A 16,592-nucleotide genomic window follows, 5' to 3' on the forward strand; every position below is an offset into this window, starting at 1 on the left:
AGGGAAGCCGGGCCCCGGGCCGTACCGCGTACGGTCAGCGCACGAACGTGCTCGCACTCCCCGCCAGGTCCAGGAAGTACTGCGGGGCCACGCCCAGCACCACGGTGACCGCGACGCCGACCGCGATCGTCGTCATCGTCAGCGGGGACGGGACGGCGACCGTGGGGCCGTCCGCCTTCGGCTCGCTGAAGAACATCAGGACGATCACCCGGATGTAGAAGAACGCGGCGATCGCGGACGAGATGACACCGACCACGACCAGCGCTCCCGCGCCGCCCTCCGCCGCCGCCTTGAACACGGCGAACTTGCCGGAGAAGCCTGAGGTCAGCGGGATGCCCGCGAAGGCGAGCAGGAAGACCGCGAAGACCGCCGCCGTCAGCGGGGAACGACGGCCCAGCCCCGCCCACTTGGACAGGTGCGTGGCCTCGCCGCCCGCGTCGCGCACCAGCGTGACCACCGCGAAGGCGCCGATCGTCACGAAGGAGTACGCGCCCAGGTAGAAGAGGACGGACTGGACGCCCTCCGCCGAGGTGGCGATGACACCGGCCAGGATGAAGCCGGCGTGCGCGATCGAGGAGTAGGCGAGGAGCCGCTTGACGTCGGTCTGGGTGACCGCGATGACGGCGCCCGCCAGCATCGTGACGATCGCCACGCCCCACATGACCGGCCGCCAGTCCCACCGCAGGCCGGGCAGCACCACGTACAGCAGCCGCAGGAGGGCGCCGAAGGCGGCCACCTTCGTCGCCGCCGCCATGAAGCCGGTGACCGGGGTGGGGGCGCCTTGGTAGACGTCCGGGGTCCACATGTGGAAGGGGACCGCGCCGACCTTGAAGAGCAGGCCCATGAGGATCAGCGCGCCGCCGATCAGCAGCAGCGCGTCGTTGCCCATGGTGTCGGCGAGCGCCGGGTCGATGTTCGCCACGGTGCCGTCGACGACCTCCGCGATCGCCGCGTAGGAGACCGAGCCCGCGTACCCGTAGACGAGCGCGATGCCGAAGAGGAGGAAGGCGGAGGAGAAGGCGCCGAGCAGGAAGTACTTGACGGCCGCTTCCTGCGACATCAGCCGCTGGCGGCGGGCGAGGGCGCAGAGCAGGTACAGCGGGAGGGAGAAGACCTCCAGGGCCACGAACAGCGTCAGCAGGTCGTTGGCCGCGGGGAAGATCAGCATCCCGGCGACCGCGAACAGTGCGAGCGGGAAGACCTCGGTGGTGGCGAAGCCCGCCTTGACGGCTTCCTTCTCGCTCTCGCTGCCCGGTACGGACGCCGCCTGTGCGGCGAAGGAGTCCACCCGGTTGCCGTGGGCGGCCGGGTCCAGGCGCCGCTCGGCGAAGGTGAAGATCGCCACGACCGAGGCCAGGATGATGGTGCCCTGCAGGAAGAGCGCCGGGCCGTCGACGGCGATGGCTCCCATGGCCGCGATGTGCGCCTTGGAGCTGCCGTACCCGCCGGCGGCGAGTGCGACGACCGCCGCGAAGGCCGAGGCCAGAGCGGCGACGGCGAGGAACACCTGCGTGGAGTAACGGGCCTTGCGCGGTACGAAGGCCTCTACGAGGACTCCGATGACGGCCGCGCCCAGCACGATGAGCGTGGGCGACAGCTGGGCGTACTCGATGTGCGGGGCCGGGATCTTGTCGATCGGCGCCGCGGCCGCCAGGTTCGGCAGCAGGTTCTGGGCAGCAGTCACGGTGCTCACTTCGACTCCTCCCCGTCGTTGGTGTGCTTGGCCTCGACGGCCACCTCGGGCTTCGGATCGGTCTGCTTCACGTCCGACATGGTGTGCTTCACCGCCGGGTTGACGATGTCGGTCAGGACCTTCGGGTAGACGCCCAGTCCGATCAGCAGCGCGATCAGCGGGGCGACCACCAGGACCTCCCGCAGGCGCAGGTCCGGCATGGTGCGGACCTCCTCCTTGACCGGGCCGGTCATGGTCCGCTGGTAGAGGACCAGCGTGTAGAGCGCCGCCAGCACGATGCCGAAGGTGGCGATGACGCCGACGACCGGGTACCGGGCGAACGTGCCGACCAGGACGAGGAACTCGCTGACGAACGGGGCGAGGCCGGGGAGCGACAGGGTCGCGAGGCCACCGATCAGGAAGGTGCCGGCCAGGACCGGGGCCACCTTCTGCACGCCGCCGTAGTCGGCGATGAGGCGGGAGCCGCGCCGCGAGATCAGGAAGCCGGCGACCAGCATGAGCGCCGCCGTCGAGAGCCCGTGGTTGACCATGTAGAGCGTCGCGCCCGACTGGCCCTGGGAGGTCATCGCGAAGATGCCCAGGATGATGAAGCCGAAGTGCGAGATGGAGGCGTACGCCACCAGCCGCTTGATGTCCCGCTGCCCGCAGGCGACCAGCGCGCCGTAGACGATGCTGATCAGGGCCAGGACGAGGATCACCGGCGTGGCCCACTTGCTGGCCTCGGGGAAGAGTCCGAGGCAGAAGCGGAGCATCGCGAAGGTGCCGACCTTGTCGACGACGGCGGTGATCAGGACGGCGACCGGGGCCGTGGCCTCACCCATCGCGTTCGGCAGCCAGGTGTGCAGCGGCCAGAGCGGGGCCTTCACCGCGAAGGCGAAGAAGAAGCCGAGGAACAGCCACCGTTCGGTGTTGGTCGCCATGTCGAGCGTGCCCGCGGCGCGGGCGGCGGTGATCTCCTGGAGCGAGAAGTTCCCGGCGACCACGTAGAGCCCGATGACGGCGGCCAGCATGATCAGGCCGCCGACCAGGTTGTAGAGGAGGAACTTGACCGCCGCGTACGAGCGCTGCGCGGCCGCGTTCTCGTCCGTGCCCGAGTGGGCCCGGTCCCCGAAGCCGCCGATGAGGAAGTACATCGGGATGAGCATGGCTTCGAAGAAGATGTAGAAGAGGAAGACGTCGGTGGCCTCGAAGGAGATGATCACCATCGCCTCGACCAGCAGGATCAGGGCGAAGAAGCCCTGGGTCGGCCGCCAGCGGGACGAGTTCGTTTCCAGCGGGTCGGCGTCGTGCCAGCCGGCCGCGATCACGAAGGGGATGAGCAGCGCGGTGAGTGCGATCAGCACCACCCCGATGCCGTCGACGCCCAGTTCGTAGCGGACGCCGAAGTCCGCGATCCAGGAGCGCGATTCGGTGAGCTGGTAGCGGTCGCCACCGGGCTCGAAGCGGACCGCGACGAGCACGGCCAGGGCCAGGGTCGCCAGCGAGAAGAGCAGGGCGAGCCATTTGGCGGCGGTCCGGCGGGCGGCCGGGACGGCCGCCGTCAGGATCGCACCGACCGCGGGGACCGCGGCCGTCACCGTCAGAAGCGGGAAACTCATCTCACACCGCCCTCATCAGCAGGGTCGCGGCGATCAGGATCGCCGTGCCCCCGAACATCGAGACCGCGTAGCTGCGGGCGTAGCCGTTCTGCAGCTTGCGCAGCCGGCCCGACAGCCCGCCGACTCCGGCGGCCGTCCCGTTGACCACGCCGTCGACCAGGCTGTGGTCGACGTAGACGAGGGAGCGGGTCAGGTGCTCCCCGCCGCGGACCAGGACCACGTGGTTGAAGTCGTCCTGGTAGAGGTCCCGTCGGGCCGCCCGGGTGAGGAGCGAGCCGCGCGGGGCGACGACCGGGACGGGCTTCTTGCCGTACATCACCCAGGCGATGGCGACGCCGATGACGAGGACCACCATCGTGGCCGCGGTGACCGTCATGGCGCTGATCGGCGGGTGCCCGTGCTGGTGTCCGGTGACGGGCTCCAGCCACTTCAGGAAGCGGTCGCCGATCCCGAAGAACCCGCCCGCGAAGACCGAGCCGAAGGCCAGGATGATCATCGGGATGGTCATGGACTTCGGGGACTCGTGCGGGTGCGGGGCGTGGCCCTCCGCGTCGGGCTGCCAGCGCTTCTCGCCGAAGAAGGTGAGGAGCATGACCCGGGTCATGTAGAAGGCGGTGATCGCCGCGCCCAGCAGGGTCACCCCGCCGAGGATCCAGCCCTGGGTGCCGCCCTTCGCGAAGGCGGCCTCGATGATCAGGTCCTTGGAGAAGAAGCCCGACAGGCCCGGGAAGCCGATGATGGCGAGGTAGCCGAGGCCGAAGGTGATGAAGGTGACCGGCATGTACTTCCGCAGGCCGCCGTACTTGCGCATGTCGACCTCGTCGTTCATCCCGTGCATCACGGAACCGGCGCCGAGGAAGAGGCCCGCCTTGAAGAACCCGTGCGTGACCAGGTGCATGATCGCGAACACGTACCCGATGGGGCCGAGGCCCGCCGCCAGGATCATGTAGCCGATCTGCGACATCGTCGAGCCCGCGAGGGCCTTCTTGATGTCGTCCTTCGCGCAACCGACGATCGCACCGAAGAGGAGCGTGACGGCGCCGACCACGACCACCGCGGTCTGCGCGTCCGGCGCCCCGTTGAAGATGGCGCCCGAGCGGACGATCAGGTAGACGCCGGCGGTGACCATGGTCGCCGCGTGGATGAGGGCCGAGACCGGGGTCGGGCCCTCCATCGCGTCGCCGAGCCAGGACTGCAGCGGCACCTGGGCCGACTTGCCGCAGGCGGCGAGCAGCAGCATCAGGGCGATCGCCGTCAGCTTGCCCTCGCCGGCCTCGGACACCGAGCCGAGGACCGGGCCGAAGGCGAAGGTTCCGAAGGTGGTGAACATCAGCATGATGGCGATCGAAAGGCCCATGTCGCCGACCCGGTTGACCAGGAAGGCCTTCTTCGCGGCGGTGGCCGCGCTGGGCTTGTGCTGCCAGAAGCCGATGAGGAGGTACGAGGCGAGGCCCACGCCCTCCCAGCCGACGTACAGCAGGAGGTAGTTGTCGGCGATGACCAGGAGCAGCATCGCGGCGACGAAGAGGTTGAGGTAGCCGAAGAAGCGGCGGCGGCGCTCGTCGTGCTCCATGTACCCGATGGAGTACACGTGGATGAGCGTGCCCACCCCGGAGATCAGCAGGACGAAGGTCATCGACAGCTGGTCGAGCTGGAAGCCGACGTCGGCCTGGAAGCCCTCCACCGGGATCCAGCTGAACAGCCGCTGGTGGAAGGTCCGGTCCTCGGCGGTCTTGCCGAGCATGTCGGCGAAGAGGGTGAGGCCGATGCCGAAGGAGACGGCGGCGAGCAGGGTGCCGATCCAGTGGCCGGTCTTGTCGAGACGGCGGCCGCCGCAGAGCAGCACCACCGCTCCGAGCAGGGGCGCCGCTACCAGCAGCGCGATCATGTTCTCCACAGCGACCCCTTACAGCTTCATCAGGCTGGCGTCGTCGACCGAGGCCGAGTGGCGGGTACGGAACAGCGACACGATGATCGCGAGGCCCACCACGACCTCGGCGGCGGCGACGACCATCGTGAAGAACGCGATGATCTGGCCGTCGAGGTTGCCGTGCATCCGGGAGAAGGTCACGAAGGCGAGGTTGCAGGCGTTGAGCATGAGCTCCACGCACATGAACAGCACGATCGCGTTCTTCCGGATCAGGACTCCCGCCGCCCCGATGGTGAACAGCAGCGCGGACAGGTACAGGTAATTGACCGGGTTCACTTCGAGGCCTCCTCACGGGCGTCGTGGCCGAGGGCGTCGCGGCCGAGCCGCTCGGACGACCGCTGCTCCAGGGCCTTCAGGTCGTCCAGGGCCTTGCCGGAGACGTCCCTGATCTGGCCGCGGGCGCGCAGCGTCTGGTTGACGGTGAGCTCGGAGGGGGTGCCGTCCGGCAGCAGGCCCGCGACGTCCACGGCGTTGTGCCGGGCGTAGACGCCGGGTGCGGGCAGCGGCGGGAGCTGGACGCCCTCGCGTACGCGGCGCTCGGCGAGCTCGCGCTGGGTGGCGGCCCGCTCGGTGCGCTCGCGGTGGGTGAGCACCATCGCGCCGACGGCCGCCGTGATCAGCAGGGCGCCGGTGATCTCGAAGGCGAACACGTACTTGGTGAAGATCAGCGTGGCCAGGCCCTCGACGTGCCCGCCGGAGTTGATCCGGCCGAGTCCGTTGAAGTGGGTGAGCCGGGCGTTGGCGATGCCGGCGATCAGCAGGATGCCGAAGCCGAGGCCGCACAGGACGGCCAGCCAGCGCTGTCCCTTGATGGTCTCGGTCAGCGAGTCCGCGGCGGTGACGCCGACGAGCATGACGACGAAGAGGAAGAGCATCATGATCGCGCCGGTGTAGACGACGACCTGGACGATGCCGAGGAAGTACGCCCCGTTGGCGAGGTAGAAGACCGCCAGGATGATCATCGTCCCGGCCAGGCTCAGCGCGCTGTGCACGGACTTCTTCATCAGGATCGTGGCCAGCGCGCCGAGGACGGCGACCGTGCCGAGGATCCAGAACTGGGCCGCCTCACCGGTGGAGGTGAGCGTGGCGGCTGCGGCGAGGGCGCTCATGCCCCCACCCCCTCGGAGCTGTTGTCCGCGGCCTCGCCCTTGGAGACGGCCACCTGGCGGACCGTGCCGGGAGCCGCCCCGGTCACCAGCCCGCGGTAGTAGTCCGTGTCATCGGCGCCGGGGAAGATCGAGTGCGGTGCCTCGACCATGCCCTCGGTCAGCCCGGAGAGCAGCTGCTCCTTGGTGTAGATGAGCGCTTCGCGGCTGGAATCGGCCAGTTCGAACTCGTTCGTCATGGTCAGCGCCCGGGTGGGGCACGCCTCCACGCACAGCCCGCACAGGATGCAGCGGGCGTAGTTGATCTGGTAGACCCGGCCGTACCGCTCACCCGGGGAGTAGCGCTCCTCCTCGGTGTTGTCCGCGCCCTCGACGTAGATCGCGTCGGCGGGACAGGCCCAGGCGCACAGCTCGCACCCGATGCACTTCTCCAGACCGTCCGGGTGGCGGTTGAGCTGGTGCCGCCCGTGGAAGCGCGGTGCCGTGGTCTTTTCCTGCTCCGGGTACTGCTCGGTGAGGCGCTTCTTGAACATGGCCTTGAAGGTCACGCCGAAGCCGGCCACCGGATTCTGCCACTTCTCGCCCTGCTCGGCGTCAGACTTGTCAGACATCTCTCAACCCTCCTCTCGGTCACTGTCAGTATTCGCCGCGCCACTGACAATGAGCTCCCGCTCACTGCGGGGCCGCCTGCGCGGTACGGGTGCCAGGTGCTGGCCGGGCTTGGGCGGTACGGGGAACCCGCCCGCCAGGGGGTCGAAGGGCTCGGCGGCCGCGGCCAGTTCGGCGTCCGCGAGGGCCGTCTTCTCCTTCTTGTCGCGGAACAGGTCCGCGACGAAGGACAGCAGCAGGAGCGCGATGACCCCGCCGCCGACGTAGAGCACGATCTCCTGGAAGTCGTAGTTCTCGTTGCGCAGCGCCCGGACGGTGGCGACCAGCATCAGCCACACCACGGAGACCGGGATCAGCACCTTCCAGCCGAGCTTCATCAGCTGGTCGTAGCGCACGCGTGGGAGCGTGCCGCGGAGCCAGATGAAGAAGAACAGCAGCAGCTGGACCTTCAGGACGAACCAGAGCATCGGCCACCAGCCGTGGTTCGCGCCCTCCCAGTACGTGGAGATCGGCGCCGGGGCCCGCCAGCCGCCCAGGAAGAGGGTGACCGAGACCGCGGAGACGGTGACCATGTTGACGTACTCGGCGAGCATGAACAGCGCGAACTTGATGGAGGAGTACTCGGTGTTGAAGCCGCCGACCAGGTCGCCCTCGGACTCCGGCATGTCGAAGGGGGCGCGGTTCGTCTCGCCGACCATCGTGATGACGTAGATGATGAAGGAGACCGGCAGCAGGATGATGTACCAGCGGTCCGCCTGGGCTTCGACGATCGCCGAGGTCGACATCGACCCGGAGTAGAGGAAGACCGAGGCGAAGGCCGCGCCCATCGCGATCTCGTACGAGATCATCTGCGCGCAGGAGCGCAGGCCGCCCAGCAGCGGGTACGTGGAGCCCGAGGACCAGCCCGCGAGGACGATGCCGTAGATGCCGACCGAGGCCACCGCGAGGATGTAGAGCATCGCGATGGGCAGGTCGGTCAGCTGCATCGTGGTGCGCTGGCCGAAGATGGAGACCTCGTTGCCCGAGGGGCCGAAGGGGATCACCGCGATGGCCATGAAGGCCGGGATCGCCGCGATGATCGGGGCCAGGACGTAGACGACCTTGTCGGCCCGCTTGACGATCAGGTCTTCCTTGAGCATCAGCTTCACGCCGTCGGCGAGCGACTGGAGCATGCCCCAGGGGCCGTGCCGGTTGGGGCCGATGCGCAGCTGCATCCAGGCGACGACCTTGCGCTCCCACACGATGGAGAAGAGCACGGTCACCATCAGGAAGGCGAAGCAGAACACCGCCTTGACGACGACGAGCCACCAGACGTCCCTGCCGAACAGGGAGAGGTCTTCGGCGGCGATCTGAACGGTGTTCACGCGCCCACCTCCGCAGGGGAGTCGCTGGTGTCGGCGGGGGTGGCCGGGCCGATGCGGACCAGGGCCCCCGGGCGTGCTCCGGTGTCGGCGAGGACCCCGGAGCCGGTGGAGTTCATCGGGAGCCAGACCACCCGGTCGGGCATCTCGGTGACGCGCAGCGGCAGTTCCACGGAGCCGGCGGGGCCGGTCACCGCGAGGACGTCGCCGTTCTTGACGCCGGTCTCGGCGGCCGTGGCGGCCGACAGGCGGGCGCTGGCCTCGTGCCGGGTGCCGGCCAGGGCCTCGTCGCCGTCCTGCAGGAGCCCCTGGTCGAGGAGGAGCCGGTGGCCCGCGAGGACGGCCTCGCCCGTGCCGGGACGGGGCAGCAGCTCCCTGTCTCCGGACTGTCCGGCGGCGCGCTCCCCGGCCCACGGGCCGAGCCGGTCGATCTCCTGCCGTACGGCGTGTACGTCGGGCAGCGCGATCGGCCGGTCGGCCGCGTCGGCCAGCATGTGCAGCACGCGGGAGTCGGCGGGGGCCAGGCGCCGGGTCATCTGCTCGGGCTTGAGCGCCGCCTCGAACGGCCGGACCCTGCCCTCCCAGTTGATGAACGCGCCCGGCTTCTCGGCGACGGCCGCGACGGGGAAGACCACGTCCGCGTGGTCGGTGACCTCGCTGGGCCGCAGTTCCAGGGAGACCACGAAGGCCTCCTGGAGCGCGGTCCTGGCGCGGGCCGGGTCCGGCAGGTCGGCGAGCTCGACGCCCGCGACCAGCAGGGCGGAGAGCTCCCGGGTGGCGGCGGCCTCGACGATCTGGCCGGTGTCGCGGCCGTAGCGGTGCGGCAGCTCGTCCAGGCCCCAGGCGGCGGCGACCTCGTCGCGCGCCCGCGGGTCGGTGGCGGGGCGGGCGCCCGGCAGCAGGGACGGCAGCGCGCCCGCCTCGACGGCGGCCCGCTCTCCGGCCCGGCGCGGGATCCACACCAGGGTGGCGCCGGTGGCGCCCGCGACCCGTACGGCCGCGGTCAGCGCGCCGGGCACGCCCGCGAGGCGCTCCCCCACGACGATGACCGCGCCGGGCAGGCGCAGCGCGTCGGAGGCGGCCTGGCCGCCGTCCTCCAGGCCGGTGTCGGAGGCCAGGGCGTTCAGCCACTCGGGCTCGGTGCCGGGGGCGGCGGCCAGCAGGGTGCCGCCCGCCTTCTCCAGGCCGCGCGTGGCGAACGGGGCGAGGGCGAAGGTCCGCTGCTTGTGCTTGCGGTGGGCCTTGCGCAGCCTCAGGAAGACCCCGGGGGCTTCCTCCTCGGCCTCGATGCCGACGAGGAGCACGGCCGGGGCCGCCTCCAGCGAGGTGTTGGTGACGCCGCGCCCGTCGAGGTCCTTGCCGGTGCCGGCCACGGTGGCGGCCAGGAACTCGGTCTCCTCCGCGCTGTGCACCCGGGCCCGGAAGTCGATGTCGTTGGTGTCGAGCACGACCCGGGCGAACTTGGCGTACGCGTAGGCGTCCTCGACGGTGAGGCGTCCGCCGGTCAGGACTCCGGCCCGGCCGCGCGCGGCGGCCAGCCCGGTGGCCGCGGCCTCCAGGGCCTCGGGCCAGCTCGCCGGGGCCAGGACCCCGTCGGTGCCGCGGACCAGCGGGGTGGTGAGCCGGTCGGGGCGCTGCGCGTAGCGGAACCCGAAGCGGCCCTTGTCGCAGATCCACTCCTCGTTGACCTCGGGGTCCTCCGCGGCCATCCGGCGCAGCACCTTGCCGCGGCGGTGGTCGGTGCGCGTCGCGCAGCCGCCCGCGCAGTGCTCGCACACGCTCGGGGAGGAGACGAGGTCGAAGGGGCGGGAGCGGAACCGGTAGGCGGCCGAAGTGAGGGCGCCGACCGGGCAGATCTGGATGGTGTTGCCGGAGAAGTACGACTCGAAGGGGTCGTCCTCGCCGGTGCCGACCTGCTGGAGCGCGCCGCGCTCCAGGAGTTCGATCATCGGGTCGCCGGCGATCTCGTTGGAGAAGCGGGTGCAGCGCGCGCACAGCACGCACCGCTCGCGGTCCAGCAGCACCTGCGTGGAGATCGGGACCGGCTTCTCGTAGGTGCGCTTCTTGCCCTCGAACCGCGATTCGGCGTTGCCGTGGGACATCGCCTGGTTCTGCAGCGGGCACTCGCCGCCCTTGTCGCAGACGGGGCAGTCCAGCGGGTGGTTGATGAGCAGCAGCTCCATCACCCCGCGCTGGGCCTTGTCGGCGACCGGTGAGGTCAGCTGGGTCTTGACGACCATGCCGTCGGTGCAGGTGATGGTGCAGGAGGCCATCGGCTTGCGCTGGCCCTCGACCTCGACGATGCACTGGCGGCAGGCGCCGGCCGGGGAGAGGAGGGGGTGGTCGCAGAACCGGGGGATCTCGATGCCGAGCTGTTCGGCGGCCCGGATGACCAGGGTTCCCTTGGGCACCGACAGTTCGATGCCGTCGATGGTCAGGGAGATGTGGTCCACGGGGGGAACCGCCGCTTCCCCGCCGCCGGAGGCCGCTGTTGTGGTCACGGTCATGCGGTCACCTCCGTGTCGGCCCAGAGGGTCGACTTCTTGGGGTCGAAGGGGCAGGCCTTGCCCGTGATGTGCTGCTCGTACTCCGCGCGGAAGTACTTGAGCGAGGAGAAGATGGGGCTGGCGGCGCCGTCGCCGAGCGCGCAGAACGACTTGCCGTTGATGTTGTCGGCGATGTCGTTCAGCTTGTCCAGGTCCGACATGACCCCCTTGCCCGCTTCGATGTCGCGGAGCAACTGGACGAGCCAGTACGTGCCTTCGCGGCAGGGCGTGCACTTGCCGCAGGACTCGTGGGCGTAGAACTCGGTCCAGCGGGTCACCGCCCGCACCACGCAGGTCGTCTCGTCGAAGCACTGCAGGGCCTTGGTGCCCAGCATGGAGCCGGCCGCGCCGACGCCCTCGTAGTCGAGGGGGACGTCGAGGTGCTCCTCGGTGAACATCGGGGTGGAGGAGCCGCCCGGGGTCCAGAACTTCAGCCGGTGCCCGGGGCGCATGCCGCCGCTCATGTCGAGGAGCTGGCGCAGGGTGATGCCGAGCGGGGCCTCGTACTGGCCGGGGCCGACGACGTGCCCGGAGAGCGAGTACAGGGTGAAGCCGGGGGACTTCTCGGTCCCCATCGACTTGAACCAGTCCTTGCCCTTGTTCAGGATCGCGGGAACCGAGGCGATGGACTCCACGTTGTTCACCACGGTGGGGCAGGCGTAGAGCCCCTCGACCGCGGGGAAGGGGGGACGCAGCCGGGGCTGGCCGCGCCGGCCTTCGAGGGAGTCCAGGAGGGCCGTTTCCTCGCCGCAGATGTAGGCGCCCGCGCCCGCGTGCACGGTGATGTCGAGCTTCAGCCCGCTCCCGAGGATGTTCTCGCCGAGGTAGCCCGCCTCGTACGCCTCGCGCACCGCCTCGTGCAGGCGCCGCAGCACCGGCACGGTCTCGCCGCGCAGGTAGATGAAGGCGTGCTCCGAGCGGATCGCGTAGCAGGCGATGATCATTCCCTCGATGAGGGAGTGCGGGTTGGCGAAGAGCAGGGGGATGTCCTTGCAGGTTCCCGGCTCCGACTCGTCCGCGTTCACGACGAGGTAGTGCGGCTTGCCGTCGCCCTGAGGGATGAACTGCCACTTCATTCCGGTGGGGAAGCCCGCGCCGCCGCGTCCGCGCAGGCCCGAGTCCTTCACGTAGGCGATGAGGTCGTCGGGGGTCATGGCGAGCGCCTTGCGCAGGCCCTCGTACCCCTCGTGGCGCCGGTAGGTCTCCAGCGTCCACGACCGCGGCTCGTCCCAGAACGCCGACAGGACGGGCGCGAGGAGCTTCTCCGGACTCGTTCCGTTCTTACTCAGTTCGGTGGACACGGTCATCACTCCCCTCCCTCGATGGTGGCCTCGCCGCGCGGGTGCACGATCGGGGTGTGCGGGGCTTCGCCGCGCGCGATGCGCAGGCCGATCAGCGACGCGTGACCGGCGCCGCCGCTGGCCTCGACCGCGCCCTCGCGCTCGTCGGGGAAGCCCGCCAGGATCCGCGCGGTCTCCTTGTACGAGCACAGCGGCGCGCCCCGGGTCGGCTCGACGGTGCGGCCGGCCAGCAGGTCGTCCACCATGGCCTTGGCGGACTCGGGGGTCTGGTTGTCGAAGAACTCCCAGTTGACCATCACCACGGGGGCGTAGTCGCAGGCCGCGTTGCACTCGATGTGCTCGAGGGTGACCTTGCCGTCGGGGGTGGTCTCGTTGTTGCCGACCCCGAGGTGCTCCTTGAGCTCCTCGAAGATGGCGTCGCCGCCCATGACCGCGCACAGGGTGTTCGTGCAGACGCCGACCTGGTAGTCCCCGGAGGGCTTGCGCCGGTACATCGTGTAGAAGGTCGCCACGGCCGTGACCTCGGCGGTCGTCAGCCCCAGCACGTCGGCGCAGAACCGGATGCCGGTGCGCGAGACGTAACCCTCCTCCGACTGGATGAGGTGGAGCAGCGGCAGCAGTGCGGAACGGCTGTCGGGGTAGCGGGCGATGACCTCGGCGGCGTCGGCGGCGAGCCGCTCGCGCACCTCGGCCGGGTAGTCCGGGGCCGGCAGCCGGGGCATGCCCAGCGAGATGTCGGTCATCGGTCGACGCCTCCCATCACGGGGTCGATGGAGGCGACGGCCACGATGACGTCGGCGATCTGGCCGCCCTCGCACATCGCCGCCATGGCCTGCAGGTTGGTGAAGGACGGGTCGCGGAAGTGGACCCGGTAGGGGCGGGTGCCGCCGTCGGAGACGACGTGCACGCCGAGCTCGCCCTTGGGCGACTCCACGGCCGCGTAGGCCTGGCCGGCCGGTACCCGGAAGCCCTCGGTCACCAGCTTGAAGTGGTGGATGAGGGACTCCATGGAGGTGCCCATGATCTGCTTGATGTGGTCGAGCGAGTTGCCGAGGCCGTCGGGGCCCATGGCGAGCTGCGCCGGCCAGGCGATCTTCTTGTCGGCGACCATGACGGGACCCGGCTCCAGCCGGTCCAGGCACTGCTCGACGATCCGCAGGGACTGGCGCATCTCCTCCAGGCGGATCAGGAACCGCCCGTAGGAGTCGCAGGACTCCGTGGTCGGCACGTCGAACTCGTAGTTCTCGTAGCCGCAGTACGGGTCCGTCTTGCGCAGGTCGTGCGGGAGGCCGGCGGAGCGCAGGACCGGGCCGGTGGCGCCGAGCGCCATGCAGCCGGTGAGGTCGAGGTAGCCGACGTCCTGCATGCGGGCCTTGAAGATGGGGTTGCCGGTGGCGAGGCTGTCGTACTCCGGCAGGTTCTTCTTCATGGTCTTCACGAAATCGCGGAGCTGGTCCACGGCGCCCGGGGGCAGGTCCTGCGCGAGTCCGCCGGGGCGGATGAACGCGTGGTTCATGCGCAGGCCGGTGATCAGCTCGAACACGTCGAGGATCAGCTCGCGGTCGCGGAACCCGTAGATCATGATCGTGGTCGCGCCCAGCTCCATGCCGCCGGTGGCGATGCACACCAGGTGGGAGGAGAGCCGGTTGAGCTCCATCAGCAGGACGCGGATGACGGAGGCGCGGTCCGGGATCTGATCGGTGATGCCGAGCAGCTTCTCGACGCCCAGGCAGTACGCCGTCTCGTTGAAGAACGGCGTCAGGTAGTCCATGCGCGTGACGAAGGTGGTGCCCTGCGTCCAGTTCCGGTACTCGAGGTTCTTCTCGATGCCGGTGTGGAGGTAGCCGATGCCGCAGCGGGCCTCGGTGACCGTCTCTCCGTCGATCTCCAGGATCAGGCGGAGCACTCCGTGGGTGGAGGGGTGCTGGGGGCCCATGTTGACGACGATCCGCTCGTCGTCCGCGCGGGCCGCCGACTGGACGATCTCGTCCCAGTCGCCGCCGGTGACGGTGTAGACGGTGCCCTCGGTGGTTTCGCGCGCCGAAGCGTGGTCGGCGGAGGCGTGGTTCGAAGTGGACATCAGCTGTACGACCTCCGCTGGTCGGGAGCCGGGATCTGGGCGCCCTTGTACTCGATGGCGATGCCGCCGAGCGGGTAGTCCTTGCGCTGCGGGAAGCCCTGCCAGTCGTCCGGCATCATGATCCGGGTGAGGGCCGGGTGCCCGTCGAAGACCAGGCCGAAGAAGTCGTACGTCTCGCGCTCGTGCCAGTCGTTCGTCGGGTAGACGGAGACGATCGAGGGGACGTGCGGGTCGGCGTCCGGAGCGGTGACCTCCAGCCGCACGATCCGGCCGTGGGTGAGCGAGCGCAGGTGGTAGACGGCGTGCAGCTCGCGGCCCTTGTCGTCGGGGAAGTGCACCCCGCTGACCCCGGTGCAGAGCTCGAAGCGCAGGGCCGGGTCGTCGCGCAGGGTCTTCGCGACGAGGAGGAGGTGCTCGCGCGCGATGTGGAGGGTCAGCTCCGCCCGGTCCACGACGACCTTCTCGATCGCGTTCTCCGGGACCAGGTCCTGCTCCTCCAGCGCCCCTTCGAGCTCGTCGACGACCTCGTCGAAGTACGAGCCGTACGGGCGGGCGCTCGCGCCCGGCAGGGCCACGGTGCGGACGAGGCCGCCGTAGCCGCTGGTGTCGCCGCCGTTGTCGGCGCCGAACATGCCCTTGCGGACGCCGATCACCTCGGGGCCGGCCGCGCCCCGGGGCGCGGGCACGTTGTCGCCGTTGCCGGCTTGGGGGCCGTTCTGCACGGCCGGGTCCTCGCTCACCGCAGGAGCCCCTTCATCTCAATGGTGGGGAGCGCCTTGAGGGCCGCCTCCTCCGCCTCGCGGGCCGCCTCTTCCCGGTTCACGCCGAGCTTGCCGCCCTGGATCTTCTGGTGGAGCTTGAGGATCGCGTCGAGCAGCATCTCGGGGCGGGGCGGGCAGCCGGGCAGGTAGATGTCCACGGGCACGATGTGGTCGACGCCCTGGACGATCGCGTAATTGTTGAACATTCCGCCCGAAGACGCACAAACACCCATAGAGATGACCCACTTGGGAGCGGGCATCTGGTCGTACACCTGCCGCAGCACCGGCGCCATCTTCTGGCTGACCCGGCCCGCCACGATCATCAGGTCGGCCTGGCGCGGGGATCCGCGGAAGACCTCCATGCCGAAGCGCGCCAGGTCGTACCGGCCCGCTCCGGTGGTCATCATCTCGATGGCGCAGCAAGCCAGGCCGAAGGTGGCCGGGAAGACGGACGCCTTGCGCACCCATCCCGCGGCCTGTTCGACGGTGGTCAGCAGAAAGCCGCTCGGCAGCTTCTCTTCCAGTCCCATGGAAATTCAGCCCCTCAGTCCCATTCCAGGCCGCCGCGGCGCCACACGTAGGCGTAGGCGACGAAGACGGTGAGCACGAAGAGGAGCATCTCGACGAGCCCGAAGATCCCCAGCGAGTCGAAGGTGACCGCCCAGGGGTAGAGGAAGACAACCTCGATGTCGAAGACGATGAAGAGCATCGCCGTCAGGTAGTACTTGATGGGGAAGCGGCCGCCGCCGGCCGGCATGGGAGTGGGCTCGATGCCGCACTCGTAAGCTTCAAGTTTTGCCCGGTTGTACCGTTTTGGGCCGATCAGCGTGGCCATGACCACGGAGAAGATCGCAAACCCTGCGCCGAGGGCGCCGAGCACGAGGATGGGCGCGTACGCATTCACGCTCCTCGCTCCTTCCAGTCGTCCTTGACCGTTGGACCGCTGCTCCGGCGCCGCGCGCCCCGCCTCCCACGTCTCGCATGTGAGGCAGTTCACAAGCCGGACTGGTGCGCATCTTATGCCCGCCCATCTGTGATCTGCGACACGGGTTACAACAACGAGTTTGTGATCTCCACCACCTGACGAACGATCATGAAGCCCAATGAGTGGTGATCTTCATACGTGAAGCATCCACATGATCACCAAAGGTGACATCCGCACCCGTCGTCGCAGGTGGAAGGCCTGCCGCACTATCAAATCGTGGCCACTGCATGCAAATTGGCACCGTGGTGCGCGTGATGATAAAGGGATCGGCGTCCCCCGGCCGGGGGACCTCGCGCGGACGGAAGTGGACGCGTGCATGCGTTCACTAACTCGGGGCAGAAGGGGGGCAGGGGTCACCCGGAAGCGACCCGGGGACGACCCCCGGCGCGGTCCCGGCGCGGTCCCGGCCCGCCCCCGGCCCGTCCCCGACCCCTCGGCGGCTTCACGGTTCGATCACAGGAGGGCCACAGCGTCCGCATCGCGTGACGCTTCTGTGACCTGCGCCACTCGGAATTCGCGGTACCGAAAGGGGGCTTGGCCATCTGTCCGGGTGGATGGTAGGCCCGGGATCAATTCGGACTTATTGCGGAAACCCCATGATCACAGCCTTGTGAGGGGCTGT

14 protein-coding genes are annotated in these 16,592 nt (G+C 69.5%); all 14 read right to left on the minus strand.

The window, feature by feature from the left end; genetic code table 11:
• Nucleotides 1-34: 34 nt before the first annotated feature.
• From nuoN to ACFYM0_RS21395, 14 genes are read right to left on the minus strand one after another with little or no spacing between them, the layout of a single operon-like run.
• Nucleotides 35-1,654, minus strand: coding sequence for an NADH-quinone oxidoreductase subunit NuoN (gene nuoN / locus ACFYM0_RS21330; protein ID WP_388503640.1), 1,620 nt, complete (start codon nt 1,652-1,654; stop codon nt 35-37).
• Nucleotides 1,655-1,689: 35 nt separating this feature from the next.
• Nucleotides 1,690-3,291: an NADH-quinone oxidoreductase subunit M gene (locus ACFYM0_RS21335; protein WP_388503526.1), complete on the minus strand. Its 1,602-nt coding sequence runs from the start codon at nt 3,289-3,291 to the stop codon at nt 1,690-1,692.
• Nucleotide 3,292: 1 nt separating this feature from the next.
• Nucleotides 3,293-5,188 carry an NADH-quinone oxidoreductase subunit L gene (gene nuoL, locus ACFYM0_RS21340; protein ID WP_388503529.1) on the minus strand — a complete coding sequence of 632 codons (1,896 nt, stop codon included), beginning with the start codon at nt 5,186-5,188 and terminating at the stop codon, nt 3,293-3,295.
• A 9-nt stretch (nt 5,189-5,197) separates the two neighbouring features.
• Nucleotides 5,198-5,497, minus strand: coding sequence for an NADH-quinone oxidoreductase subunit NuoK (gene nuoK / locus ACFYM0_RS21345; protein WP_112449176.1), 300 nt, complete (start codon nt 5,495-5,497; stop codon nt 5,198-5,200).
• A complete protein-coding gene (locus ACFYM0_RS21350; protein WP_388503532.1) occupies nt 5,494-6,330 on the minus strand; it encodes an NADH-quinone oxidoreductase subunit J in 837 nt (278 codons plus the stop codon). The genes nuoK and ACFYM0_RS21350 overlap by 4 nt, the downstream gene beginning before the upstream one ends.
• Nucleotides 6,327-6,938: an NADH-quinone oxidoreductase subunit NuoI gene (gene nuoI / locus ACFYM0_RS21355; protein ID WP_388503533.1), complete on the minus strand. Its 612-nt coding sequence runs from the start codon at nt 6,936-6,938 to the stop codon at nt 6,327-6,329. Before nuoI ends, ACFYM0_RS21350 begins: the two co-directional genes overlap by 4 nt.
• 3 nt (nt 6,939-6,941) lie before the next feature.
• Nucleotides 6,942-8,300: an NADH-quinone oxidoreductase subunit NuoH gene (gene nuoH, locus ACFYM0_RS21360; RefSeq protein ID WP_388503535.1), complete on the minus strand. Its 1,359-nt coding sequence runs from the start codon at nt 8,298-8,300 to the stop codon at nt 6,942-6,944.
• Nucleotides 8,297-10,804: an NADH-quinone oxidoreductase subunit G gene (locus tag ACFYM0_RS21365; protein WP_388503537.1), complete on the minus strand. Its 2,508-nt coding sequence runs from the start codon at nt 10,802-10,804 to the stop codon at nt 8,297-8,299. Before ACFYM0_RS21365 ends, nuoH begins: the two co-directional genes overlap by 4 nt.
• Nucleotides 10,801-12,150 carry an NADH-quinone oxidoreductase subunit NuoF gene (nuoF, locus tag ACFYM0_RS21370; protein ID WP_388503540.1) on the minus strand — a complete coding sequence of 450 codons (1,350 nt, stop codon included), beginning with the start codon at nt 12,148-12,150 and terminating at the stop codon, nt 10,801-10,803. Before nuoF ends, ACFYM0_RS21365 begins: the two co-directional genes overlap by 4 nt.
• On the minus strand, nt 12,150-12,887 hold the full coding sequence (gene nuoE / locus ACFYM0_RS21375; protein ID WP_327254425.1) for an NADH-quinone oxidoreductase subunit NuoE: 738 nt from the start codon (nt 12,885-12,887) through the stop codon (nt 12,150-12,152). Before nuoE ends, nuoF begins: the two co-directional genes overlap by 1 nt.
• Entirely contained in the window at nt 12,884-14,224 is a 1,341-nt protein-coding gene (locus ACFYM0_RS21380; protein ID WP_388503543.1) for an NADH-quinone oxidoreductase subunit D, read from the minus strand. Before ACFYM0_RS21380 ends, nuoE begins: the two co-directional genes overlap by 4 nt.
• Nucleotides 14,224-14,964, minus strand: coding sequence for an NADH-quinone oxidoreductase subunit C (locus tag ACFYM0_RS21385; protein WP_388503546.1), 741 nt, complete (start codon nt 14,962-14,964; stop codon nt 14,224-14,226). The genes ACFYM0_RS21380 and ACFYM0_RS21385 overlap by 1 nt, the downstream gene beginning before the upstream one ends.
• On the minus strand, nt 14,961-15,515 hold the full coding sequence (locus ACFYM0_RS21390; protein WP_243339941.1) for an NADH-quinone oxidoreductase subunit B family protein: 555 nt from the start codon (nt 15,513-15,515) through the stop codon (nt 14,961-14,963). Before ACFYM0_RS21390 ends, ACFYM0_RS21385 begins: the two co-directional genes overlap by 4 nt.
• A gap of 14 nt (nt 15,516-15,529) precedes the next feature.
• Nucleotides 15,530-15,889, minus strand: a complete 360-nt coding sequence (locus ACFYM0_RS21395; protein ID WP_030010013.1) for an NADH-quinone oxidoreductase subunit A — start codon at nt 15,887-15,889, stop codon at nt 15,530-15,532.
• Between the last annotated feature and the right edge of the window lie 703 nt (nt 15,890-16,592).

Source organism: Streptomyces sp. NPDC006487, from assembly GCF_042870555.1.
Classification (GTDB): Bacteria; Actinomycetota; Actinomycetes; order Streptomycetales; family Streptomycetaceae; genus Streptomyces.

Bases quoted from the DNA above. Each gene is read 5' to 3' on its own strand.
- ACFYM0_RS21380 (WP_388503543.1), bottom strand. From the start codon at position 14,224: ATGTCCACTTCGAACCACGCCTCCGCCGACCACGCTTCGGCGCGCGAA.
- ACFYM0_RS21390 (WP_243339941.1), bottom strand. From the start codon at position 15,515: ATGGGACTGGAAGAGAAGCTGCCGAGCGGCTTTCTGCTGACCACCGTC.
- ACFYM0_RS21335 (WP_388503526.1), bottom strand. From the start codon at position 3,291: ATGAGTTTCCCGCTTCTGACGGTGACGGCCGCGGTCCCCGCGGTCGGT.
- ACFYM0_RS21350 (WP_388503532.1), bottom strand. From the start codon at position 6,330: ATGAGCGCCCTCGCCGCAGCCGCCACGCTCACCTCCACCGGTGAGGCG.
- ACFYM0_RS21365 (WP_388503537.1), bottom strand. From the start codon at position 10,804: ATGACCGTGACCACAACAGCGGCCTCCGGCGGCGGGGAAGCGGCGGTT.
- nuoF (WP_388503540.1), bottom strand. From the start codon at position 12,150: ATGACCGTGTCCACCGAACTGAGTAAGAACGGAACGAGTCCGGAGAAG.
- nuoE (WP_327254425.1), bottom strand. From the start codon at position 12,887: ATGACCGACATCTCGCTGGGCATGCCCCGGCTGCCGGCCCCGGACTAC.
- nuoI (WP_388503533.1), bottom strand. From the start codon at position 6,938: ATGTCTGACAAGTCTGACGCCGAGCAGGGCGAGAAGTGGCAGAATCCG.